This window comes from Agrobacterium sp. NPDC090273 (assembly GCF_044772305.1).
Classification (GTDB): domain Bacteria; phylum Pseudomonadota; class Alphaproteobacteria; order Rhizobiales; family Rhizobiaceae; genus Agrobacterium.
This window is the reverse complement of sequence record NZ_JBIVYN010000004.1, coordinates 369,846-393,108: the sequence shown is the minus strand read 5'-3', so window position 1 is coordinate 393,108 and position 23,263 is coordinate 369,846. Positions and strand designations below refer to the sequence as shown.

The 23,263-nt window shown below is 56.9% G+C and carries 23 protein-coding genes; 20 read left to right on the top strand and 3 right to left on the bottom strand.

Annotation, left to right across the window (positions count from 1 at the left end; all coding sequences use genetic code 11):
- From ACIQT8_RS13910 to folD, 14 genes are all read left to right on the top strand, one after another.
- A complete protein-coding gene (locus tag ACIQT8_RS13910) occupies positions 1-1,104 on the top strand; it encodes a flagellar hook-associated family protein (RefSeq protein ID WP_138794584.1) in 1,104 nt (367 codons plus the stop codon).
- A gap of 34 nt (positions 1,105-1,138) precedes the next feature.
- Positions 1,139-1,483, top strand: coding sequence for a flagellar biosynthesis regulator FlaF (flaF, locus tag ACIQT8_RS13905; RefSeq protein ID WP_138794585.1), 345 nt, complete (start codon positions 1,139-1,141; stop codon positions 1,481-1,483).
- Positions 1,480-1,929, top strand: a complete 450-nt coding sequence (flbT, locus tag ACIQT8_RS13900; RefSeq protein WP_138794586.1) for a flagellar biosynthesis repressor FlbT — start codon at positions 1,480-1,482, stop codon at positions 1,927-1,929. Before flaF ends, flbT begins: the two co-directional genes overlap by 4 nt.
- On the top strand, positions 1,920-2,387 hold the full coding sequence (flgD, locus tag ACIQT8_RS13895) for a flagellar hook assembly protein FlgD (RefSeq protein ID WP_138794587.1): 468 nt from the start codon (positions 1,920-1,922) through the stop codon (positions 2,385-2,387). Before flbT ends, flgD begins: the two co-directional genes overlap by 10 nt.
- A 48-nt stretch (positions 2,388-2,435) precedes the next feature.
- Entirely contained in the window at positions 2,436-2,702 is a 267-nt protein-coding gene (gene fliQ / locus ACIQT8_RS13890) for a flagellar biosynthesis protein FliQ (RefSeq protein WP_138794588.1), read from the top strand.
- Positions 2,703-2,861: 159 nt separating this feature from the next.
- Entirely contained in the window at positions 2,862-4,949 is a 2,088-nt protein-coding gene (gene flhA / locus ACIQT8_RS13885; protein WP_138794589.1) for a flagellar biosynthesis protein FlhA, read from the top strand.
- Positions 4,946-5,701 (top strand): flagellar biosynthetic protein FliR, encoded by a 756-nt coding sequence (gene fliR, locus ACIQT8_RS13880; RefSeq protein WP_138794590.1) that lies wholly within the window; start codon positions 4,946-4,948, stop codon positions 5,699-5,701. The genes flhA and fliR overlap by 4 nt, the downstream gene beginning before the upstream one ends.
- Before the next feature lie 16 nt (positions 5,702-5,717).
- Entirely contained in the window at positions 5,718-6,137 is a 420-nt protein-coding gene (locus tag ACIQT8_RS13875) for a hypothetical protein (protein WP_262524482.1), read from the top strand.
- Positions 6,138-6,253: 116 nt separating this feature from the next.
- Complete coding sequence (locus tag ACIQT8_RS13870; RefSeq protein ID WP_178340710.1) at positions 6,254-6,811, top strand: rod-binding protein; 558 nt, start codon at positions 6,254-6,256, stop codon at positions 6,809-6,811.
- Between the two features lie 29 nt (positions 6,812-6,840).
- Complete coding sequence (locus tag ACIQT8_RS13865) at positions 6,841-7,209, top strand: hypothetical protein (protein WP_138794592.1); 369 nt, start codon at positions 6,841-6,843, stop codon at positions 7,207-7,209.
- On the top strand, positions 7,209-7,745 hold the full coding sequence (locus ACIQT8_RS13860) for a flagellar basal body-associated FliL family protein (protein ID WP_138794593.1): 537 nt from the start codon (positions 7,209-7,211) through the stop codon (positions 7,743-7,745). The genes ACIQT8_RS13865 and ACIQT8_RS13860 overlap by 1 nt, the downstream gene beginning before the upstream one ends.
- 168 nt (positions 7,746-7,913) lie before the next feature.
- Positions 7,914-8,585: a WecB/TagA/CpsF family glycosyltransferase gene (locus ACIQT8_RS13855; RefSeq protein WP_400966126.1), complete on the top strand. Its 672-nt coding sequence runs from the start codon at positions 7,914-7,916 to the stop codon at positions 8,583-8,585.
- A gap of 112 nt (positions 8,586-8,697) precedes the next feature.
- On the top strand, positions 8,698-10,494 hold the full coding sequence (locus ACIQT8_RS13850; RefSeq protein ID WP_400966123.1) for a hypothetical protein: 1,797 nt from the start codon (positions 8,698-8,700) through the stop codon (positions 10,492-10,494).
- 87 nt (positions 10,495-10,581) lie between these two features.
- On the top strand, positions 10,582-11,481 hold the full coding sequence (gene folD / locus ACIQT8_RS13845; protein WP_400966120.1) for a bifunctional methylenetetrahydrofolate dehydrogenase/methenyltetrahydrofolate cyclohydrolase FolD: 900 nt from the start codon (positions 10,582-10,584) through the stop codon (positions 11,479-11,481).
- An 8-nt stretch (positions 11,482-11,489) separates the two neighbouring features.
- Here folD and ACIQT8_RS13840 read toward each other — a convergent pair whose 3' ends face one another.
- Positions 11,490-12,515, bottom strand: a complete 1,026-nt coding sequence (locus ACIQT8_RS13840) for a LacI family DNA-binding transcriptional regulator (protein WP_138794597.1) — start codon at positions 12,513-12,515, stop codon at positions 11,490-11,492.
- Positions 12,516-12,793: 278 nt separating this feature from the next.
- Between ACIQT8_RS13840 and ACIQT8_RS13835 the strand changes: the two genes are divergently transcribed.
- The 6 genes from ACIQT8_RS13835 (at position 12,794) to ACIQT8_RS13810 (ending at position 19,806) form a co-directional block, all read left to right on the top strand.
- Positions 12,794-14,155, top strand: a complete 1,362-nt coding sequence (locus ACIQT8_RS13835; RefSeq protein ID WP_400966116.1) for an ABC transporter substrate-binding protein — start codon at positions 12,794-12,796, stop codon at positions 14,153-14,155.
- A gap of 116 nt (positions 14,156-14,271) precedes the next feature.
- Entirely contained in the window at positions 14,272-15,285 is a 1,014-nt protein-coding gene (locus ACIQT8_RS13830) for a carbohydrate ABC transporter permease (RefSeq protein ID WP_178340711.1), read from the top strand.
- A 1-nt stretch (position 15,286) separates the two neighbouring features.
- Entirely contained in the window at positions 15,287-16,447 is a 1,161-nt protein-coding gene (locus tag ACIQT8_RS13825; protein ID WP_400966112.1) for a carbohydrate ABC transporter permease, read from the top strand.
- A gap of 35 nt (positions 16,448-16,482) precedes the next feature.
- On the top strand, positions 16,483-18,138 hold the full coding sequence (locus ACIQT8_RS13820) for an alpha-glucosidase family protein (RefSeq protein ID WP_400966380.1): 1,656 nt from the start codon (positions 16,483-16,485) through the stop codon (positions 18,136-18,138).
- Positions 18,139-18,159: 21 nt separating this feature from the next.
- Entirely contained in the window at positions 18,160-19,248 is a 1,089-nt protein-coding gene (locus tag ACIQT8_RS13815) for an ABC transporter ATP-binding protein (protein WP_138794600.1), read from the top strand.
- A 201-nt stretch (positions 19,249-19,449) separates the two neighbouring features.
- Positions 19,450-19,806 carry a hypothetical protein gene (locus ACIQT8_RS13810; protein ID WP_178340712.1) on the top strand — a complete coding sequence of 119 codons (357 nt, stop codon included), beginning with the start codon at positions 19,450-19,452 and terminating at the stop codon, positions 19,804-19,806.
- Positions 19,807-19,893: 87 nt separating this feature from the next.
- Here the strand turns inward: ACIQT8_RS13810 and ACIQT8_RS13805 are convergent, their stop codons facing one another.
- Entirely contained in the window at positions 19,894-21,258 is a 1,365-nt protein-coding gene (locus ACIQT8_RS13805; protein ID WP_400966107.1) for a metallophosphoesterase, read from the bottom strand.
- 177 nt (positions 21,259-21,435) lie between these two features.
- Entirely contained in the window at positions 21,436-23,253 is a 1,818-nt protein-coding gene (gene edd / locus ACIQT8_RS13800) for a phosphogluconate dehydratase (protein WP_138794603.1), read from the bottom strand.
- Between the last annotated feature and the right edge of the window lie 10 nt (positions 23,254-23,263).

Genomic DNA, 23,263 nt, shown 5'->3' with positions numbered 1-23,263 from the left:
ATGAAAACGTCCTTCATTTCATCGCTGGCGATGCAGAACAGCATGCGCAGCACCATTCTCAAGGCTCAGCTTGAGATGACCAACCTCAACACCGAGCTGACAACGGGCAAGCATGCGGATATCGGTTTGGCGCTTGGTGCCAACACGGCGCGCAGCCTTGACCTCAACCGCGATGTCGCACGTCTGACGTCGATTGCAAGCGTGAACTCCATCGCAACCCAGCGTCTCGAAGCGTCGCAGGCGGCACTCGACAGCATGGCCAAGGCCGCTCAGGAAATCCAGAGCGTTCTGGTGCCGAACACCAGCGCCGAACCTCCGACACTTTCGACTGTCGTGCAGACCATTTCGAATGCGTTCAACAACTTCACCAGCTTTGCCAACACGGCTGTGAATGGCGAATTCCTGTTCTCTGGCATCAACACCGACGTGAAACCGGTCGACGATTATTTTGCCGACGATTCGAAGCTGAAGGCTGCCTATAACGTCGAACTGAATGCGTTCATGGCGTCGCAGACGCCGGCAGTTGGCAACATTGCAGACCTGTCCAAGGAACAGGTCAGCGAGTTCATGACCCACATCGAAGGTGTATTCGCAGGCACCACGACGGTCACGAACCCGCCGCATACCGACCTGACGGCCGGCCAGGACTATGATTTCTGGACGACGTACGGTTCGCAGGCGAGCGACACGAACATGACCAGCCGTATTACTCAGAATGAGGTCGTGGAGACATCGACCAACAGCAATTCCGAGGGAATGCGTTATTTCGCGATGACGGCAATCACGTCCATGACCTTCCTGGACGAGAACGTTGACAGTGAAATTCGCGAAATGGTCGCTACGCAATCTGTCACGAACATCAACAAGGCCATCAGCGGCATCAACCAGCAGCAGAGCAAGCTCGGTCTCTCCGAAAGCCGTGTTTCCAAGGCAAATGATGCTCTGGCCGCCCAGAAAAAAATCATCGAGACCCATTTGCTAGATCTGGAGGGGATCGACACCTACGAGGCGAAAACCCGTCTCGATCTCCTCCAGCAGCAAATCGAAATCGCATACAGCCTCACGTCGCGTCTGCAGCAAATGAGTCTGGTAAACTACCTCTGATGATCAGAGGTGGCGGCAGATAAAGGATACATGAATGTACCAGTTTTCCTACGCCGAAATCATGGAGGATGGTGTCGCCGACGCGAAGGATCGCGAGCGGCAGGCGTTGACCAAATCGATCGATCTGCTGGCAGAGGCAAGGGACTCGACCTCGCAGCGGCATACGATCGAGGCGCTGTTTTACACGCGCCGGGTCTGGATTCGCTTCATCGAAGATCTCAAGCAACCGGACAACCAGTTGGCAACCGAACTCAGAGCCAATCTGATTTCAATCGCAATCTGGATTTTGAAAGAGTGCGAACTGATCCGGAAGCGCCAGTCTAAGAACTTCCAGGGCATAATTGACGTGACAACCATCATCAGGGATGGACTGAAATGAAAAGTACACTTCGAATTTCGCTGAAATCGGGCGAAAAGATTTTCATCAACGGCGCAGTTCTGCGTGTTGATCGCAAGGTAGCGCTGGAATTCCTGAACGATGTCACGTTCTTGCTTGAAAACCACGTGTTGCAGCCTGAGCAGGCGACGACGCCGCTGCGTCAGCTTTACTTCATAGCGCAGATGATCCTCATCAACCCGGAAGGGCGCGAGCAGTCTACCAACATGTTCCGCAAGTCCGTGAGCATGCTGTTGAACTGCTTCCAGCACGAAGAGGTCCTGGCGGAACTCAAGCGTATCGACGCGCTGGTTGCGACCGGCAAGGCGTTCGAAGCGCTGAAGGCGATCCGCGGTCTCTACCCGATCGAGGAAAAAATCCTCAGCAATCAGGAAATGGCTCCCGCAACGATTGAACAGATTCGCAAGGAGATCGCACCATGGCGGTAGATGCAGTTAGTTCGACAGCGTCGAACCCCTGGGCCAACGCCGGGGCAAGCAGTTCCGACAGCAGCGCAGCGTCGCTGAACTACGACAGCTTCCTGAAGCTTCTGATCGCCCAGATGAAAAATCAGGACCCGACCGAGCCGATGGATGCGAGCGCCCAGATGTCGCAGCTCGCAAGCTTCTCGCAGGTCGAACAGTCGATCAAGACGAACACGCACCTGAAGAGCATGCTGCAGGCTGAAGCGTTGACGCGTGCATCTGATCTCGTCGGCAAGACCGTCAAGAGCGCCGACGACAAGGTGACGGGCATCGTCAAGGAAGTCGAAGTCTATGCGGACGGCGTGATCGCCATTACCGAATCCGGTGATAAGGTTCTGATCCAGGCGGGCGTCACCTTCTCCAACACTGCAAGCAGTAGTACAACGACGGAGACCGAATCGGACACTTCGACCGATTCCTGATAAGTGAAGGCGGCAGGACGCCGCCTTTTCGGAACAAAGGATGCGACGATGAACGAGGCCGATGCGCTTGATATCATGCAGGCGGCAGTCTGGACGGTTCTCGTCGCGGCTGGTCCCGCCGTTTTGGCGGCGATGGTCGTCGGCGTCGTCATCGCCTTTATTCAGGCTTTGACCCAGATCCAGGAAATGACGCTGACATTCGTGCCGAAGATCGTCACGATCATGGTTGTTCTCGGGGTCGCGGCTCCCTTTGTCGGCGCTCAGATTTCGCTGTTTTCCAATCTCGTCTTTTCGCGCATCCAGTCCGGCTTCTAAACCGGGCAATGTGCTTGTGCCATTTTCGCGCAAGCTTCAGCCGCTAGTGATGCTCTGAAGCATTGGCCCGAAAAGCGTGAATCGTTTTCCGGTTCTGTGCTCTGGAAACGTGCGACGGCTGTTCCGTCGCCCTTCTCATGAAGAGACAGGACGAGATTTATGGCGCAACCACCAGTCATATCATTGCCGAAGGTAAGCCCGAGCACCCGGGATATCGGCTTCGCACTGGGTATCATCACGATCCTCTGCGTGCTGTTCCTGCCGATACCGGTGGTCATGGTGGATATCGGACTGGCGTTCTCCATCGCCTTTTCTGTTCTTATCCTGATGGTAGCCCTCTGGATTCAGCGACCACTGGATTTCTCGTCCTTTCCTACGGTTCTGCTGATTGCGACGATGATACGATTGTCGCTGAACATTGCCACGACACGTGTCATCTTGACCCATGGGCATGAAGGCCACAACGCCGCTGGCGGTGTGATCGCCGGCTTCTCCAGTCTCGTCATGTCCGGTGACTTCGTCATCGGTCTGATCGTCTTCATGATCCTGATTACGGTCAACTTCATCGTTATCACCAAGGGCGCCACCCGTATCGCCGAAGTCGGCGCACGCTTCACCCTCGATGCAATCCCCGGCAAGCAGATGTCGATTGATGCCGACTTGTCCGCCGGCATCATCGATGAAAAGGAAGCGCAACACCGCCGCCGTGAACTTGAACAGGAGAGTTCTTTCTTCGGTTCGATGGACGGTGCGTCGAAATTCGTGCGCGGCGACGCGATCGCGGGCCTTATCATCACTGCGATCAACGTCTTTGGCGGCATCATCATCGGTTACTTCCGCCATGGTATGCCCATCGGCGAAGCGGCTGACGTATTCGTCAAGCTGTCCGTTGGTGACGGTATCGTCTCGCAGATCCCGGCACTGATCGTTTCTCTTGCTGCCGGCCTTCTGGTATCGCGCGGCGGCACGTCAGGGTCGACCGACCAGGCCGTTGTCAACCAGCTCTCCGGTTACCCGCGTGCGCTGATGGTGTCGGCTATGCTGATGGGCTTGCTCGCGGTCATTCCGGGCCTTCCCTTCCTGCCGTTCATCACGCTCGGCGGCATCATGGCCTTCGGTAGCTGGTATATTCCGCGCCAGACCGAAGCTGAAAATGCGCTGCTTCGTGAGCAGGAAGAAAAGAAGGTCATGCAAAATTCGGAAGCTGAAAAGGATTCCGTCAAGCAAGTCCTCAAGACCTCCGAGATCGAACTGGCACTCGGAAAGCAGGTTTCCACGCGTCTGCTCGGTGCGCATCAGGAACTGGCCTTCCGTGTCGGCAAGATGCGCAAGAAATTCGCGACGCAGTACGGTTTCGTCGTACCCGAGATCAAGGTGTCCGACGACATCATGATTCCCGAAAAGGCTTACCAGATCCGTGTCCACGGCACGACGATCGCATCCAGCAATCTGCGCGTCGGTGATGTCCTCGTGGTAACGGGGGCGGGGCGGAAGCCAAGCATTCCTGGCGACGAGATTCGCGAACCGGCTTTCGGCATGCCCGCAGTCTCGATCCTCGAAACCTTTACCGAGGATTTGAAGCGCGAAGGTTTCCATCCGATCGACAACGTATCCGTCGTTCTGACGCATTTGAGCGAAGTGATCCGCAACAACCTGCCGCAGCTTCTGTCCTACAAGGACGTGAAGATCCTCATCGACAGGCTGGACCCGGAATACAAGAAGCTTGCGGACGAGATCTGCTCCTCGCACATGTCTTACTCCGGCTTGCAGGCAGTGTTGAAGTTGCTGCTCGCCGAACGTGTTTCGATCCGCAACCTCCACCTCATCCTTGAAGCGGTTGCCGAACTTGCACCTCATGTTCGCAAGACCGAACAGATCGTCGAGCATGTCCGCGTTCGCATGTCGCAGCAGCTTTGCGGCGATCTGGCCGACAATGGCGTGTTGCGTGTCCTGCGTCTCGGCAACAAATGGGATATGGTTTTCCACCAGGCGCTGAAGCGCGATGCCAAGGGAGAAATCGTCGAGTTCGATATAGATCCGCGCCATCTGGAAGAGTTTTCCGAGCAGGCCTCCAAAGTTATCCGTGAATTCATGGACCGCGGACTGCCCTTTGTTCTTGTCACGTCGCCTGAAACGCGGTCCTATGTGCGCATGATTATCGAGCGACTCTTCGCGACCCTGCCGGTTCTTTCGCATGTCGAACTGGCAAAGGGGCTGGAGATCAAGATTCTGGGCGCCATTTCATGATAACCGACCCGCAAGGGACAATTATCGCATTGTTCCTTGCAATTTGCCGTATCGGCGCCTGCTTCATGACCATGCCGGGCTTTTCCAGTTCGCGTATCCCCGGACAGATACGCATACTGGTATGCGTTGCCGTGACGATGGCGCTGTTGCCGGTCTTGTGGGGAGCGATCTACCCGAATGTGTCAGGCGCAAGCCAGGGTACGATTGTCGGCCTGATCTTCACGGAAATTCTGATTGGTGCCATGTACGGCCTGATTGCGCGTTTTTACACGCTCGGCCTTCAGTTCACCGGTGCCATCATCGGTGCTTCGATCGGCTTCAGCGCGCCGGGCGGTGCTGATGTCATTGAAGATGTGCAGGAAAACCAGATATCGAACTTCATTACATTCGGTAGCCTGCTGGTTCTCTTCATGCTGGATTTCCACCATGTCGTTTTGAGAGCCTTGGTCGATTCCTACACGGCAACTCCGGTCGGGGCTTTGATCAGCAGTCAGAAGATGCTGATCACGTTGACGGATACGCTGCGTGCGTCGACCACCATTATGCTGCGGCTCGCCAGCCCTTTCATCATCTACGGTTTGATGTTCAACGTTGCGGTCGGCCTGATCAACAAGCTCGCTCCGCAGATCCCCGTCTACTTCATTTCCACGCCCTTCGTTCTCGCGGGCGGATTGTTCATGCTTTATCTTTCCGTCGCAGCACTCGTCCGCCAGTTCGTGGACGGTTTCGGCCCGGTCTTCATCGGTTTTTGAGCAGAGGAAAGTCTCGATGGCTTCGGATAAACGCTCGGACAAGCTCAAACGGCTCACCGCCGTACAACGCCACATGGAAAAGATGGCCGAAGTCGAGTTGGCGGACACGACGCGTGCCCGCTCCGAAGTGACGCAGGCCATGGATAATGTTCTTGAGGCGATGACGTCTATGGAGCCTGTCCATCAGATGTTTTCCAAGCATTACTCGGACCGTTATGGTCGTCTGGTCGTCAAGGACCGTCAGCTTACCGGCGCTCAGCAGTTGCAGGAAAACAAGGTACTGCGGGAAAAGACCAAGGCGGACAGACTTGAAGAAAAGATGCTCGGTGCGCGCGATCTTGAAGATCGTGAGGCCGACGACAATGCAATTTATGATCTTTTGGAAATCATCAGCGTTACTTCGACACCAGCCTCCAGCAAGGTTGGCAATTCATAGTCTCTCTCAGTGTTGCACCGGCGCCGTTTTGAAAACGTCGTTTGCGGTGTTTCTGGATTGAGCGAACGGGTTGCAGGTTGTTCCGCAGTCTGTTCGTCAGGACGGGAGATCAGAACGTGGCGATATCGGTAATTAGTGATCTGGTAATGGATGTGGTTCGCGCTGCCGACCCGCAACAGGTTCAGGTTGCCCAGGAAAAACTTAAGGCCAACAAGGCGGCTTTCGCCGCTACCAGCCTGGCCGACGCCGGCAAGGGTTTTGGCGCAGCTGTCGATGTGCTCGATTCGGCCGCCTCCAAGGCCGGTCTTGGCGATACTGACATTCGTGCCAAGCGCACGGAAGTTCCCGAGACCTATCGCAAGTTCGAAGCTTCGGTTCTTCAATCCTTCGTTTCCAGCATGCTGCCGAAGGAGACCGAGGATGTCTACGGCAAGGGTAACGCCGGCGAGATCTGGAAAAGCATGATGGCCGAACAGATCGCGGACGTCATTTCCAAGGAGGGCGGCGTCGGCATTGCCGAGCAGGCTTACAAGGATGCCTTGCGCAAAGTTGAGTCAAAGGGACTGACGGATGTTTCCGCAAATGACAAGGACCACAATGCCGCTCTGCGCATGGTGGCCGAGTTTGAGCGGCAGGTTCTTGGCGTTTCCAATGAAACGACTGACAAGGCTTGAAAATGAATAATTACAAAGAGGAGACAAGCATGGATCTTATGTCGAACGACCACCGTATCAAATCCGTTCTCGGCCGTCTTGAAATGATTATCGACAACGAGAACGAGAATATCGGCAAGGACCCGAAGTTCGATTTCAAGGTCTCCAATGCACACAAGAGCCGTTGCCTCTATGAACTGACCATGCTTTTCCGCGATACGCCGCGTGAAGATATTGCTGCCGGACATATGGAGCAGGTTCGCGGCATCAAGGGCAAGCTTGCGACCAATGCCAGCCGCGTTGAGGCACATCTGAACGCAGTACGTGCAGTCGCCGATCTGCTGAAGAACGCGATCCAGGAAGCCGATACTGACGGCACCTATTCGCAGGAACAATTTCTCTACGGCGCCGCTGTCTGATGTTGAAACTTCTTCTTACCGGCGTTTGGGTTTGCGCGGTCACGCTTGGCGCGGTGTATTTCTCCGTTCAGATGGCGACTGCACCCGCGCCGGTGGATGAAGCGGAAGCGAAAAAGGCCAATCTTCAATTGGTGAAGGGTGAGAGCATCACCATTCCTGTCATCAACGATGGTGGCGTGAATGGATATTTCTTGAGCCGCATTTCGCTCCGGGTAGACAAGCAGAAGATCGCCAAGATCGAACTGCCTGCGACGCAACTCGTCACCGACGAACTCTTCACGTTGCTGGCCGGTTCCTCAATGGTCAATATCGCCAATGTGTCGACCTTCGATCCGGAGGCGTTCAAACAGCACATCCGCGAAGGCCTGAATGGCAAGCTTGGTGAGGAGATCGTCGAAGACGTTCTCATCGAGCAGCTCGACTACCTCTCAAAGGCCGATATTCGCGCTCAGACCGGCAATGGCTCCCCCCGTTCGATCAAGATCGTCGAAGGGGAGAAGGTCGAGGCCGAACCTGCTGCTGCGGCGGGCCACTGATGCGCCCTGCAGGCATTGGTTCGGTTAACATCCGGTAACTTTGCCTCAGAAGTTTAGAGCGATTGCTTTCAGTCTAACTTCAACCCCCTCGTGTATAAACCGCAACAAGAGTTGATCGTCCCAAAATCTGGATGATCAACATTTTTGCCGGGTTTGGGGAGCGGGGAAATGAAACGCGCTGAAAGTTTTGCATCGTCCGGATCGCAAAATCAGGTTTATGGGCTGCCTGTCTGCGATCTCGACTGGACCGGTGCGCTGGATCTCGTCAACGACAAAGCCTGCGTGCTCGAAGGTTATACGTTTCTCTCCTTCCTGACACGCGAGAAAGCCAAGCGTTCGCAGATCGAGCCAAACTACCGCGAAATTCTCGAAAGCTGTCTGCTTCTGCCACAGGGTAAGGCCATGAACGCGGCGTTACGAAAGCAAGGACAACCCATGCCTGCAGGTATGGACGAAATGTCTTTCGTCATGGCGCTGTTGACCTATATGGCGATACCGAAGCGCATTGGTGTCGTCGGTGACAACGCTGCTCAGGTCAGCGAAACACTTGCCCGTTTGCGCAACCATGCTCCCTGGCACGATTTTGTCATGATCCATAAAGCGATGCCCGATACCAAGGTTGACGTGCTTCTGGCGGGCATGCTGAACGAGGATCAGGACGAGTGGCTGCACGCACATGTCAGCCGTGACACGGCGCGTGTTGTCATCGCTGTCGGCCCGTTGTTCAAGATCCTGTCATCGGAAATGTCGGGCATGCCGGAGATTTTTCGAAAGCTGCACATGACGTGGCTTTATAGCCTGTGTGCCGAGCCCTGGCATATTGCCATGGGCAAACACTGAAAAAGACGGATTCAAACGCGTTAACCATTTGTTTGCCACGATCCTTTAACCTCTCGTAAGGATTTGGGAGCTGGCCCTTTCGGGCTGCGATCAGTGTGGCAGGCGGCTTCGAATGGTTGAGCGCGATTCAGATTTGATGGCAGAAGGCCGTATCTCAGGCGACGTGGAAGCACCGCCTGTTGCCGAATGGCGCAAACGCGTTGCACGCCTTGTAACAGTCGGTTGCGTTGCCGCTGCCACTGCAGTCGGCGCCGGCCTGCCTCTCTTTTTGAGCAACGCAGGTTTTCAGGGCTACGTCTCCGAAGCGCGTGTTGAAATTACCCAGACAGGGTATGAGGCGCCTGATTCGGGACGTTTCCTGACGATGGCACGCAGGACGCTGCTGTCACCGACGGGGCTGGACCGGATTGCAAGCGATCTGAAGCTGAAGCCAACCGATGTGATCGGGGTTCGCAACCAGGGCGAACTCGGCCTTCTCTATGACCTTCTGACCGGCGCCGATACGCGGCCGGTTTCGCCGCGAGAGGCGCTCAATATTGCCGTTGGTGAAGCAATCAGGCTGGAATTGACGGCCGATGAAAGCACGCTTGTGGTCACGTCGACAGCCGCGACAGCGGATGCGGCGATGCGACTTGCCGATTACGTTTCGATGCGCGTCATGGCCGACGGCAGGGCAGGGACCATGACGCCCGCTATGCGGGAAGCCGAAAGGGCGCGTACTGCATTCGACAAGGCAGAAGCCGCTGTTAGCGGCTTTCAGATGCGCCACGGCGATACGGCGTTGCCCGAAGTCCAGCAACTCGAACAGCAACTTCATGACCTTGAGAGCGTGGGCTTGAGCACACGTCAGCGGCAGCAGGCCGTCGAGGCCGATCTGACATCCGCCTCTGTCCTGAAGGCAAATGATGTTCTGGCCAACCCCTTGCCGGGAAGCTCCGCGTTTTCGGGATTGGAAGACCTTCGGCAACGTTACGCGGCTGCCGGTATGACCCTGGCCAATGTATCGATTGACTATGGCGCGAAGCATCCGCGCCGTATTGCTGCGCAGAACGCTGTCGATGATATCCGTGCGCAGGTCACCCCTGCACTGCGTCAGCTTGTCGACGGGTTGAAGCGCGACAGTGCCCAAATCGCTGCAGAACGGACAGCGGCAGAAGGCGAACGGAAAAAGTTGCTTGACCGGCTGAATGGTCTCGGGGTTGTTCCGGGAGAATTCTCGAAACTTCAGGCTGAACTGGAAACGGCGAGAAATGCCTATCTGGAAGCGACAGCGAGACAGGATGCTGCCGTTTCAGCCACACCTCTGATTGAAACGAGCCTCGCGAAAAAAGCAGGCCCTGGTGAGTTGTCACGCGACATGCTGCAGGTTGGCTTGATGGCAGGCGGCGGCGCATTGGTCGGCTTGCTCGGCGGCCTTTATTTGCTCAGCTATCGCAGGCATGACGACGAGGATGAGCAAGGCCTGACACTTTATGACGGTCAGTATGCGCCTTCCGCACTCGACGTGGATATGGTGCCTCTCCAGCCGGAAAACTTCGAACCCATGGCACCGGCGATCTTCGATGATATCGATACCCCGCTCGAGGCTGCGGTCGATGATGACGTCTATGACGATGAGGCGCAGACGGATCGTTACGCGGACTATTATGCCGAAGCCGCAAATGATACTGACGACATGCCGCTCGACGAGCGCGTCCGTCAGGTCCTGATGGGCAACCGTACGGTTCACAACAGCGAAAATGAAGACGGTCAGCTTCCACCGTTGATGGCCGATGCGCTTTCCGGTCAGTTCGAGCATGAGCAAGCCGAGGCGGAAGAACTGCTCGCACTGCGACGCGAACTGGCATTGCTGCGGGAGCATCTGGCCGACTATGCTGATCGTCGGGACGTCTACCGTAAAACCGGCTGACTCGCCGTTGCCCAAACTGCATTTCCTCTTGCATTCCTGTAAGCCTCGCACCATACGGGGCTACCTAATCCAGCAGGAGCAGAATGCATGGCAGTTGTGATTGACGGTAAAGCGAAGGCGGCATCCGTAACCGAAGCGGTGCGCATTTCCGCGGAAGCTCTTGAAGCGGCCACTGGCGCCAAGCCGGGTCTTGCCGTTGTCATCGTCGGCGACGATCCTGCCAGCCATGCCTATGTGAACTCCAAGAGCAAGATGGCGAAGCAGTGCGGTTTCAACTCCATTCAGCACACGCTGCCGGAAGATACGACGCAGGCCGATCTCCTTTCGCTTGTCGCCGAACTGAACGCCGATAGCGCCGTTCACGGCATTCTGGTGCAATTGCCTTTGCCCAGGCATTTCGATTCCGAAGCCGTGATTCAGTCGATCCTGCCGGAGAAGGATGTGGATGGCCTGAGTGTGCTGAATGCAGGCAAGCTGGCTACAGGCGACCTTGAAACCGGTCTGATTTCCTGCACTCCGGCCGGCGCCATGCTGCTCGCACGCAGCATTCACGGTGACGACCTTTCCGGGCTGAACGCCGTGGTGATCGGTCGCTCCAACCTGTTCGGCAAGCCGATGGGACAACTGCTGTTGAACGCCAATGCCACGGTCACGATGGCGCACTCCCGTACCAAGGATCTCGCAGCCATCTGCAAGACGGCTGATATTCTTGTGGCAGCGGTTGGCCGTCCGGGCATGGTCAAGGGCGATTGGGTCAAGCCCGGTGCAACGGTTATCGATGTCGGTATCAACCGTATCCCGGCGCCTGAAAAAGGTGAGGGGAAATCGAAACTGGTTGGCGATGTTGCCTATGACGAGGCAAGTGCGGTTGCTGCCGCCATCACGCCCGTACCGGGCGGAGTTGGTCCGATGACAATCGCCATGCTGATGGCAAACACTGTCATCGCTGCGCATCGCGCCCTGGGAAAGACGGCTCCAAAGTTCTGAGCCAACCGCTAGTCTTTCGGTGCGGGTCCCGTTGAGGCCCGCACAACGAGTTCAGCTTTCCACAATTCCTGATGCGGCTGCGTTTCGTTGAACTTGATGCGGTTGATGAGGCGTTGGCCGATACGCACCCCGGCTGCTCTCAGTGAAGAGCGCGTGGTGGTAAGTGGTACGGAGAAATTGTCGGGCTTCAGCAATGGAAGAACGTCGTCGTGGGCAATCAACGAAACGTCCTTTCCGGGCTTTAGGCCGCGCTGATTGAGCGAACGGACGGCGCCCAAGGCAAGCGCGGTACTGGCGCAGAGAACCGCGGTCGGGCGTTCAGCCTGCGAAAGCAGTGCTTCCATGCCCAAAAAACCTTCCTCGTCGGTCATGCTGCCGTAGCGGACATGGTCTGGTCGGAGTGGCAGACCATGAGCGGCAAGGGCGCTCTCGACACCGAGAAAGCGTCTGAAAGTGAAATCGTATCCTTCCGGCCCATTCAGAATGCCAATGCGCCGATGACCAAGCTGCAGCAGCAGATTGGTTGCGTCCTTGAAGGCGCCTTCGTTGTCGACATCGAGAAACGGATAGTTTTCGTCCAGGCCCCAGGAGCGACCATGCACGAGGAAGGGGATGGATAGCGACCGCATCATCCCCACGCGCGGGTCGTTTTTTTTCATGTAGGCGAGGTAGATGCCGTCGACGCTGCCACTGGCGGCCAGTCCGCGCAATGCTTCCTGCTCGCGCTCCAGTTCGGTGGGCATGATGACGAGGTGAAAGCCGTTGCGGGCTGCCTCTTCGCCAAGTCCGCTCAAAAATTCCCCGTAGTGGACATCCGAGCGGTGGTGCGCGCCGATCGGCATGACAAGTCCGATGGACCCGACCTTGCCGGTTGCCAGTCGTTGTGCGGCGGCATTTGGCCGATAACCGGTTTTTTCGGCGGCTTCCATGACGCGGCGGCGCGTTTCCGCGCTCACTTCAGGATATCCGTTGAGTGCCCGGCTGATCGTCGTCTGCGAAATGCCGAGCAATTGCGACAGTTGTTTCAAGTTCATGTCGCTTTTTCCTCCATGCAATTGCTTTGGCAACAAAGGCGAAACGCCCCTCCTCGAAAGTTCCAAAGCGCTTAGATTTTTATCAGCGCTGTGGATTTATCTCAATGGAAAACAATGGACCAATTTTCACGAATTGCCTCTTGGTCGATTTACTGTAACGTTTCCGTGCAAAGAGTCTCTTGACTCGCTCTTGCAGTCGATGAGATGAATAGGCAGCCAAAGCGCTTTGATTAATTTTTGAAAGTGTTCAGCGGTTGATGTGATGGGAGGTAAATCACATGCATAAGACTTTTTTGACGACGGTAGCCGTGATGTCGCTTCTGTCGGGAGCAGCCTTCGCTGCTGATCTGAAGTTTGCACCTGGTCAGGATGCCAAATTCAACTGGAAAAGCTACGAGGATTTCAAAACGGCGAATGCTGACCTGAAGGGGCAGACGCTGACGATCTTCGGTCCGTGGCGTGGTGAAGACGAAGCTCTGTTCCAATCCGTTCTGGCCTATTTTGCCGATGCGACGGGTGTGAACGTTCGTTACTCCTCCTCGGAAAACTACGAGCAGCAGATCGTTATCGACACGCAGGCGGGTTCGCCGCCGAACATCGCCATTCTGCCGCAGCCTGGCCTGCTGGCAGATCTTGCCGCCAAGGGTTTTCTTGTTCCGCTCGGCGATGAGACCGCCAGTTGGGTCAAGGAGAACTATGGCGCCGGACAGTCCTGGGTCGATCTCGGCAGCTACAAGGGCAAGGATGGCAACAAGGCCTACTTCGCGTTTCCCTTCAAGGCTGACGTGAAGTCGCTGGTCTGGTACGTGCCGGAAAACTTTGAAGAAGCGGGCTACGAAGTTCCGCAGACGATGGAAGACCTGCTCAAGCTGACCGACCAGATCGTTGCCGACGGTGGCACGCCCTGGTGCATCGGTCTTGGTTCGGGTGGCGCAACCGGTTGGCCGGCGACCGACTGGGTAGAAGACCTGATGCTTCGCACGCAGCCGCTTGATGTCTACCTGAAATGGACGACCAACGAGGTGAAGTTCACCGATCCTGCGGTTGTTGGAGCGATCAACGAATTCGGCAAGTTCGCCAAGAACGAAAAATATGTCAGCGGCGGTGTGGCTGCCGTTGCCTCCACCGACTTCCGTGACAGCCCGAAAGGCCTCTTTGACATTCCGCCGAAGTGCTACCTGCATCATCAGGCATCCTTCATTCCTTCCTTCTTCCCGGAAGGCACGAAGGTCGGAACGGATGCGGACTTCTTCTACATGCCGACCTATGCATCGAAGCCGGATCTCGGCAAGCCTGTTCTGGGTGCTGGCACGCTGGTCACGGTCACCAAGGAATCTCCGGCGGCCAAGGCGTTCGTCGAGTTCTTGAAAACCCCGATCGCGCACGAAGTCTGGATGGCGCAGTCCAGCTTCCTGACGCCTTACAAGGGTGTGAACGTCGACACCTATGCCAACGAGCAGATGAAGCGTCAGGGTGAAATCCTCACCACGGCAACAAGCTTCGGCTTCGACGGTTCGGATCTGATGCCGGGCAAGATCGGTGCTGGTGCATTCTGGACCGGCATGATCGACTTCGTCGGCGGCAAATCCGCTGATCAGGTTGCTGCCGATATCCAGAAGGCCTGGGACGGCCTCAAGTAACGTCAATTGGACTTGGCCCGGCAGAGTAAATTTGCCGGGCCTTTTCCCAACGGAACGACTCCGGCGATCGCTGACAAAAACAGGGCGACGCGGATAAGGAATCAAGGGAGGGGAAAATGGCTGCCCAACTCGTCTCGGCGATCGGCGTCATGGTTGCTGGCGTTTTTGCCTGCGCTGCCTATTACTGGCTGTCCGATAAATTGCTGCAGGTTATCTTTCCAGTGCGATCGGGTGACGTCATTCATGCGTCCCGCAACCTCAACCGCCGCGCGGCGGTCAGGCCATGGCTGTTCATTGGTCCAGCTGTTCTTCTTCTTCTCGTCTATCTCGTCTACCCTGTCGTCGCGACGCTGATCCTGTCGTTCCACGACCGAACGGGCAATGAATTCGTCGGCCTCGCCAACTATCGTTGGGCGCTATCTGACGCCGGGTTCCGTCAGTCGATTTTCAACAACATACTCTGGCTCGCCGTTGTTCCGGCTGCCTGCACCTTCTTTGGACTGGTTATCGCCGTGATGACGGATCGTATCTGGTGGGGCAACATCGCCAAGTCGATCGTCTTCATGCCAATGGCGATCTCCTTTGTCGGTGCCTCCGTCATCTGGAAGTTCATCTACGAGTATCGCGCCGAAGGGCAGGTTCAGATTGGCCTGTTGAATGCCATCGTCGAGTTCTTCGGTGGCAACCCGCAAGTGTGGATCTCGATGCCGTTCTGGAACAATTTCTTCCTGATGGTCATCCTCATCTGGATTCAGACCGGCTTCGCCATGGTCATTCTGTCGGCGGCGCTGCGCGGTATTCCGGAAGAAACCGTCGAAGCGGCTGTTATCGATGGCGCCAACGGCTGGCAGATTTTCTGGAAGATCATGGTCCCGCAGATCTGGGGCACCATTGCAGTTGTCTGGACGACGATCACCATTCTTGTCCTCAAGGTGTTCGATATCGTGCTGACCATGACCAACGGGCAATGGAACACCATGGTTCTGGCCAACCTCATGTTTGACTGGATGTTCCGTGGTGGTGGCGATAGCGGCCGAAGCGCCGTGATCGCGCTGATCATCATGGCGGCCGTAACGCCGATCATGGTCTGGAACATTCGCCAGGCCAACCGCGAGATGGAGGGGCGCTGACATGGATATCGTAAAGCGCATCCGTCGCGTCGGGCTACCGCGCCTCATCGTTCACGCCAGCGTTCTCTTCGTTGTCCTGCTCTGGCTCCTGCCCACACTCGGCATTCTGGTCAGCTCGCTGCGCGACAAGGATCAGATTACCGTCTCGGGCTGGTGGACGGCTTTTTCCAGCTCTGAACAGACGGCTGCCGTTCGCTTGGCCGACGCTTCGGTTCAGAAACAGGATGGCAACCGCTACGTCATTTCCGGCAGTGTTTTCGAAAATGGCGCTGGTGGACAAGTCGCGGCGTTCGGTGTCCGCGTGCAGGAGCCGCGAGCCTTCAAGGCGGGCGAGGCTGCCGATATCGGTGATGGTGAAACCCTGCTCATCAATGCCGATGGCACCTATGAATATAGCAAGGCATCGAGCTTTGAGGGTGCGCGCGGCAAACGCGTCTACATTTCCGTCGCCACACCGCCGGTCTTTACGCTCGACAATTATCGCACCGTTCTGACATCCGAAGGCATCGGTCAGTCCTTTGTCAATTCGCTGACGGTTGCCGTGCCGGCGACCGTGATCCCGATCCTCATTGCCGCATTCGCTGCTTATGCGCTGTCATGGATGAGCTTCTCCGGACGCAATCTGCTGATCGCCATGGTGGTGGGTCTGATCGTTGTGCCGTTGCAGATGTCCCTGATCCCGCTTCTGAGGCTCTACAACGAAATCGGCAACATTTTCGGAGTTCCCTCCAAGACTTATGCGGGCATCTGGCTGGCGCACACCGCTTTCGGTTTGCCGCTCGCCATCTATCTGTTGCGCAACTACATTTCCGGTCTGCCAAAAGAGATCATTGAAAGCGCGCGTGTCGACGGCGCTAGCGACTTCGAGATTTTCGTCAAGATCATCCTGCCGCTGTCATTCCCGGCGCTGGCCTCCTTTGCCATCTTCCAGTTCCTGTGGACATGGAACGACCTGCTCGTCGCCATGGTCTTCCTTGGCACGCAGAAGGATGAGTTGGTTCTGACTGGCGCGCTGAATGCGCTGCTCGGCTCGCGCGGCGGCAACTGGGAAATCCTCACCGCCTCGGCCTTTGTCACGATCATTGTGCCGCTGCTCGTCTTCTTCTCTCTTCAACGTTATCTCGTGCGCGGCCTGCTTGCAGGCTCCGTCAAGGGAGGCTGACAACCATGAACGCCCATACCAAACAGGATTCGACAATGACCGCTTCGGTGACTTCCGCTCTGACACCCAACAAGGATTGGTGGCGCGGCGCTGTTATCTATCAGATCTATCCGCGCTCCTATCAGGACTCGAATGGCGATGGCATCGGCGATCTGAAGGGCATTACCGACCGCCTGGAATACATCGCCAATCTCGGTGCCGATGCAATCTGGATCTCGCCATTCTTCACCTCGCCGATGAAGGACTTCGGCTACGACGTATCGAACTATGTCGATGTTGATCCGATGTTCGGTACGCTTGCCGATTTTGACGGTCTGATTGCAGAGGCGCACCGCCTCGGCGTTCGCGTCATGATCGATCTGGTGATGTCGCACACATCCGACCAGCATCCCTGGTTCGTCGAAAGCCGCTCCAGCCGCAACAATCCAAAATCCGACTGGTATGTCTGGTCCGACGGCAAGCCGGACGGCACACCGCCAAACAACTGGCTGTCGATCTTCGGTGGTCCGGGCTGGCAGTGGGACCCAACCCGCATGCAGTATTACATGCACAACTTCCTGACGTCGCAGCCGGATTTGAACCTGCACAATCCGGAGGTGCAGGAAGAGTTATTGAACACCGTCCGGTTCTGGCTGAAGCGCGGCGTCGATGGTTTCCGCCTCGACACCATCAACTTCTATTTCCACGACAAGCTTCTGCGCGACAATCCGGCATTGGCGCCGGAACGCCGCAATGCCTCGACAGCACCGGCCGTGAACCCCTACAACTTCCAGGAACATATCTACGACAAGAACCAGCCGGAAAACATCGAGTTCCTGAAACGCTTCCGCGCCGTGCTGGAGGAGTTCCAGGATATCGCCGCCGTGGGCGAAGTTGGCGACAGCCAGCGTGGCCTTGAAATTGTCGGTGAATATACCTCCGGCGATGACAAGATGCAGATGTGCTACGCCTTCGAGTTCCTTGCTCCGGACGCGCTGACGCCACAGCGTGTCGCAGACGTTCAGGCCGATTTTGCCAAGGCTGCTCCCGAAGGCTGGGCCTGCTGGGCCTTTTCCAACCACGACGTGGTGCGCCATGTCACCCGTTGGGGCGAGCACGTCGAGGACAAGGATGCCTTCGCCAAGGTCCTGTCTGCACTGCTGCTGACGCAGCGCGGTTCTGTCTGCATTTATGAAGGCGAAGAACTCGGTCTTACCGAAGCGGACATAGCTTTTGAGGATTTGCAGGACCCTTACGGCATACAGTTCTGGCCGGAATTCAAGGGCCGTGACGGTTGCCGCACTCCGATGGTGTGGGATGCCGGTCATGCGCAGGCTGGTTTCTCGACCTCCGAGAAGACCTGGCTGCCAATTCCCGTCGAGCATAAGCAGCGTGCCGTCAGCGCCCAGCAGGGCAATGATTCGTCGGTTCTTGAACACTATCGACGTTTTCTCAGCTTCCGTAAGCAGCACGCGGCATTCGCCAAGGGTGGTATCGAATTCCAGCCTGTCGAGGGCGAGGTGCTGAGCTATAGCCGTAAACTTGGCAATGAGACCATTCTTTGCCTCTTCAACCTCTCTGCAACTGCGGCAACCGCCGCTCTTCCTGATGGGAACTGGGAGGTGCTGGAAGGGCACGGCTTTGCCAGCAGCGCGAATGGCAAACAAGTTGAACTGCCGGCCTGGGGCGCTTTCTTCGCCCGTTACGCCTGAGCAGATAGGGAGGAACGCCGCATGACAAGTCTCGTTCTCAAGGATATTCGCAAATCCTACGGACAGGTGAAGGTTCTACACGGCATCGATCTGAAGATCGAGCAGGGCGAGTTCGTCGTTTTCGTTGGCCCGTCGGGCTGCGGTAAATCCACGCTCTTGCGCATGATCGCCGGTCTCGAGGAGATTACTGGCGGTGAGATGTTCATTGACGGCCAACTCGTCAATGAAATTCCTCCGTCGCGTCGCGGCATTGCCATGGTGTTCCAGTCCTACGCGCTCTATCCGCACATGACTGTTTACGACAACATGGCCTTCGGCATGAAGATCGCCAAGGAAAGCAGGCAGGAGATCGACCGCCGCGTTCGCGCTGCTGCCGAAATCCTGCAGTTGACGCAATATCTGGAGCGGCTGCCGAAGGCGCTTTCGGGTGGCCAGCGTCAGCGTGTTGCTATCGGTCGCGCCATCTGCCGCAATCCGAAAGTCTTTCTGTTCGATGAGCCATTGTCGAACCTCGATGCTGCGCTTCGTGTTGCCACACGTATCGAGATTGCCAAGCTGTCGGAGCAGATGTCGGATACGACGATGATCTACGTCACCCACGATCAGGTGGAAGCCATGACGCTGGCGGATCGTATCGTCGTCCTCAATGCGGGTCGCGTCGAGCAGGTTGGCGCACCACTCGAGCTATACGAAAATCCCGCCAATCTATTCGTTGCGCGATTCATCGGATCGCCTGCGATGAATATTCTCGCTGCAAAGGTCGCGGCCACCGGTGAGCGGACCACGATCGAATTGGCCGGTGGCAAGTCTCTTGCCATCAACGTTGCAACCGCTGCGTCGGAACAGGGCAAGGCTGCAAGCTTTGGCGTTCGCCCGGAAGATTTGAACGTCGTTACCGGTGACGACTATCTGTTCGAAGGCAAGGTCGCGATTGTCGAAGCACTTGGTGAGGTAACGCTGCTTTATCTCGAGGCGCCGAAGGGGCAAGAGCCGATCATCGTCAAATTGCCAGGCATTGTCGCGGTGCAGAAAGGGGAAACGCTACGCTTCGCTGCCCCCCAGGAAAAGCTGCATCTCTTCGACGCTGACGGCAAAACCTACCGGACGTAAGCCGGAGCACTAGGGTAAAACGAGAGGCCCGGAACAGGATCTGTTTCGGGCTCTTATTTTAGTGCGGGATACGCCGCGCCGATATGAATTGTTAAAGACTGCACGCTACTCTCTGAGCCATGAATTGCATACGGGGGTATGGAAGTGCAAAGCGGTGCGAGCAGTTTCAAAAATAGCTATTTGAGCAAGGAAGAATCTTTCATGTACGACCGCGAAGGGCGGTTCCGCATGGAGGACACGATGAACGCGGCGCGCATCGAATATACCGAAAAGGCTGTCATGCACATGGCGGCACGTCGTTGTGATGTGATCCGTATTTCTCAGACGGAAGCAGTGCTCGCGCTGTTGACGCAGTATAATCTGCCGAACCAGTTTTACCTTGATATTCCCGACGCCCGTATCAGCAAGATCGGCTGCATGCTCTTGCGTGTTAACGCCAATAACACGATCCACGTCCGTTTCCTGCGCATGTTGGCGCAGAAGGAACTGGACCGTATCTTCGTGTTCAGCACGCATCCAGCACACCGGGACCGCAAGCTCGATATCCGCTCTTTCTGAGCAACCCCAGACTACGAAGTGGCGCGCAACCATCACGGTTGCGCGTTTTGCATTTGAGGAACTGAAATCGGCCCGACGTGCCGCCCCTTAACTCAGGCTCTCAAGCACAATCTGCTTCAGCTTGACATCGGGAAGCTCGGCGAATGTCAGGTCGCTGCGGCCGAAATAGGATGTCTGGTTCATGGCCGACCAGTCGTTGCAGACGAGCTTGTAGCGCTGCTTCGCTTCCGGCTCTTCAGGCATCGCATAGAGATAGTCGCCGGTACGCTTGGAAAGCGCAATGTCGCCATCTTGATTGCAACGCGTGAGAATTTCCGCAAGAACGTTACCATCGACCTCTGTGACCATCAGCTTGCCGTCGAAACGCAGCGAGGCATTGAAGTCGTAGCGACGAATGTCGCCCTTCGGCAGACCTGCACCGAACGAGGTATGGCCGAGAAAACCGATGTCCGACCCTGTCTTCGCGGCAATGGCCATGGCTGCATGCCGCCCGGCCTGGTCGACCGTCAATGCTGCTGAAGATGTGCCAACGACCGTTTTCTCCTCGTCAGTCAAATGCTTTTCCAGCGTCTGTGTGATCAGTGCCCTGAGTGCGGGTGAAGCCGGAGCCGTGTCGTCGATGGCAATAGCCTCGATCGTCGGCGCTTTTCCGGGGTAACCGAACGTCGCAACGGTCATGGATGTGCACCACGAACCGGTGTGGACGTAGCGCGTGGCGTTCTCATCATGGACAAAGTTCAAATGGTCGTGGCCACCGACGAGCAATGTCCCATCCGGCAAGGTTGGCAGGATATCGCGATCGGCAACGACGCCGGCGTGGCTGAGGATGATGTTGAACGCATCCTGCTTCACGATGGCTGGAAGGTCATTCTTTGCCCACGCCGTTGGCTCCGGAATATCCAGCGTGTCTCGCGTGGCCTTGGGATAGGTGTTAAGCGCATTGGTCGCGACACCTGCTACGATTACCTTCTGTCCGCCGACACTTATGTCGGCATGGGCTGGAGCGTAGGGAGCGCCGCTACGCTTATCGACGATGTTACTGAGAACCGTAATGCCGAGTTCGCTGGCACGGCTGACGAAATGGGCCAGGTCGTTGTCAATGTCCGGCTCGTGGTTGCCGATGTTGATGACAGTCGGAGCAAGTTTTGCGAGCGCGGAGAGAAAGGCCCATTCGATTTCACCGGCCGAGCGCATTGCCACGGCATTGCCGCTTTCAAACAGGTCGCCATTCAGCAGAATGATGTGCGGCGTCTTGTCGGAGGCAATACGGGTTTCGATTGCGGCAAGAAGCTGACCGATACGCTCATAGGCGGAGTGCAGGTCGGCAATCACGATGGCGCGCAACGCCGTTTCTTGCGCGACTGCGGACGTGACAGCGACCATCATTGGAAAGATGGCTGTCCCTGCCATCAGCTTCAGAACGTCGCGGCGCTTGCTGGAAAAAATCGTCATGTCGTGTCCCATTCCGTCCAGCCGCCTGATCATCTGCGGCTGGTCGAGGAGGGGACTATAGGGCAATCATCACAGTTGCATGACAAGTTTTTTGCTCCGGCCATGAAAGGCCGGAAGCAGGAGGATGATTGCTCGACTGAGAAAATGTCGGAAGCCGACGGCTTCCATCATCATCCCTTAGTGGAAGACGCTGGCGCCCTGGTCGGCAGGGCCGGCATTGCGGCGGAAGGTTGCGAAGAGTTCGCGGCCCATACCCCATTCATTGCCGGAGAGGTCAGCTTGAGCCGGTTCGCGTTTCGCCAGTTCGGCGGCAGAAACCAGCACTTCCAGTGTGCCGGATACAGCATCAAGGCGGATGATATCGCCATCGCGGATTAGCGAGATCGGGCCGCAGTCGGATGCTTCCGGTGTCACGTGAATGGCGGCAGGCACCTTGCCCGACGCGCCAGACATGCGGCCGTCGGTCACGAGCGCGACCTTGAAGCCGCGATCCTGAAGGACGCCAAGCGGCGGTGTCAGCCGATGCAGTTCAGGCATGCCGTTGGCTTTCGGACCCTGGAAGCGGACAACGGCGATAAAATCGCGCTCAAGCTTGCCTTCCTTGAAGGCGTCCTGAAGTTCCTGCTGGTCGTGGAAGACGATTGCCGGTGCCTCGATGATATGGCGTTCCGGTTTGACGGCGGAAATCTTGATGACCGATTTGCCAATATTGCCGGTCAGCATCTTCAGACCGCCCGTCGACTGGAATGGCGTTTCGATGCTGGCGAGAACCTTCGGGTCGTGGCTCTGCTCTGGCGAAGGCTGACGCGCCACCGCGCCGTTTTCGCCGAGCTTCGCGTCAACGGTATAGGCTTCCAGCCCATGGCCGAAAACAGTGCGAACATCGTCGTGAACGAAGCCATGTTTCAACAGTTGCTTGATCAGGAAGCCCATGCCGCCGGCGGCGTGGAAATGGTTCACATCGGCCAATCCGTTGGGATAGACGCGGGCAAGCAGCGGAACCGTATCGGAGAGATCGGAAATATCCTGCCAGGTCAGAACGATGCCTGCAGCACGCGCCATGGCGATGAGGTGCATTGTGTGGTTCGTCGAGCCGCCGGTTGCGTGCAGTCCGACGACGCCATTGACGACCGAACGCTCGTCGATCATTTCACCGGCCGGCGTAAACTCGTTGCCCTGCGCAGTAATGGCCAGCGCACGCTTTGTCGCCTCGCGGGTCAGCGCATCGCGCAGCGGCGTATTCGGATTGACGAAGGACGATCCGGGCATGTGGAAGCCCATGATCTCCATCAGCATCTGGTTGGAGTTAGCCGTACCGTAGAACGTGCAGGTGCCTGGGCCATGATAGGACTTCGATTCTGCTTCGAGAAGCTCGGCGCGGCCGACCTTGCCTTCGGCATAAAGCTGGCGGATGCGCGACTTCTCATCATTCGGCAGGCCTGATGTCATTGGGCCTGCGGGAATGAAGACGGATGGAAGATGACCGAAGGAAAGCGCTGCGATCACGAGGCCCGGCACGATCTTGTCGCAGACGCCGAGATAGACGGCTGCATCGAACATGTTGTGAGAGAGGCCGATCCCGGCTGCCATGGCAATTGCGTCGCGCGAAAAAAGCGAAAGCTCCATGCCTGGCTGTCCCTGGGTGACGCCGTCGCACATGGCGGGAACGGCGCCGGCCACCTGTGCCACGCCACCAGCTTCCTTTGCGGCATCGCGAATGATTGCCGGAAAGGTTTCGTAGGGCTGATGAGCCGAAAGCATGTCGTTATAGGCGGTGATGATGCCCAGATTGGGAACCCGGTCGCCGGCAAGGAGATCCTTGTCGGCGGGGGAACAGACCGCAAAGCCGTGTGCAAGATTGCCGCAGGAAAGCACCGAGCGATGCACGCCCTTGGAAACCTGTAACCGAAGCCGCTCCAGGTAGGTTTCGCGGTAGGGCTTGGAGCGTTCGACAATGCGGTCAGTGATAGCCTGAATGCGGGAATCGGCGGCCATGGGCGTTCAT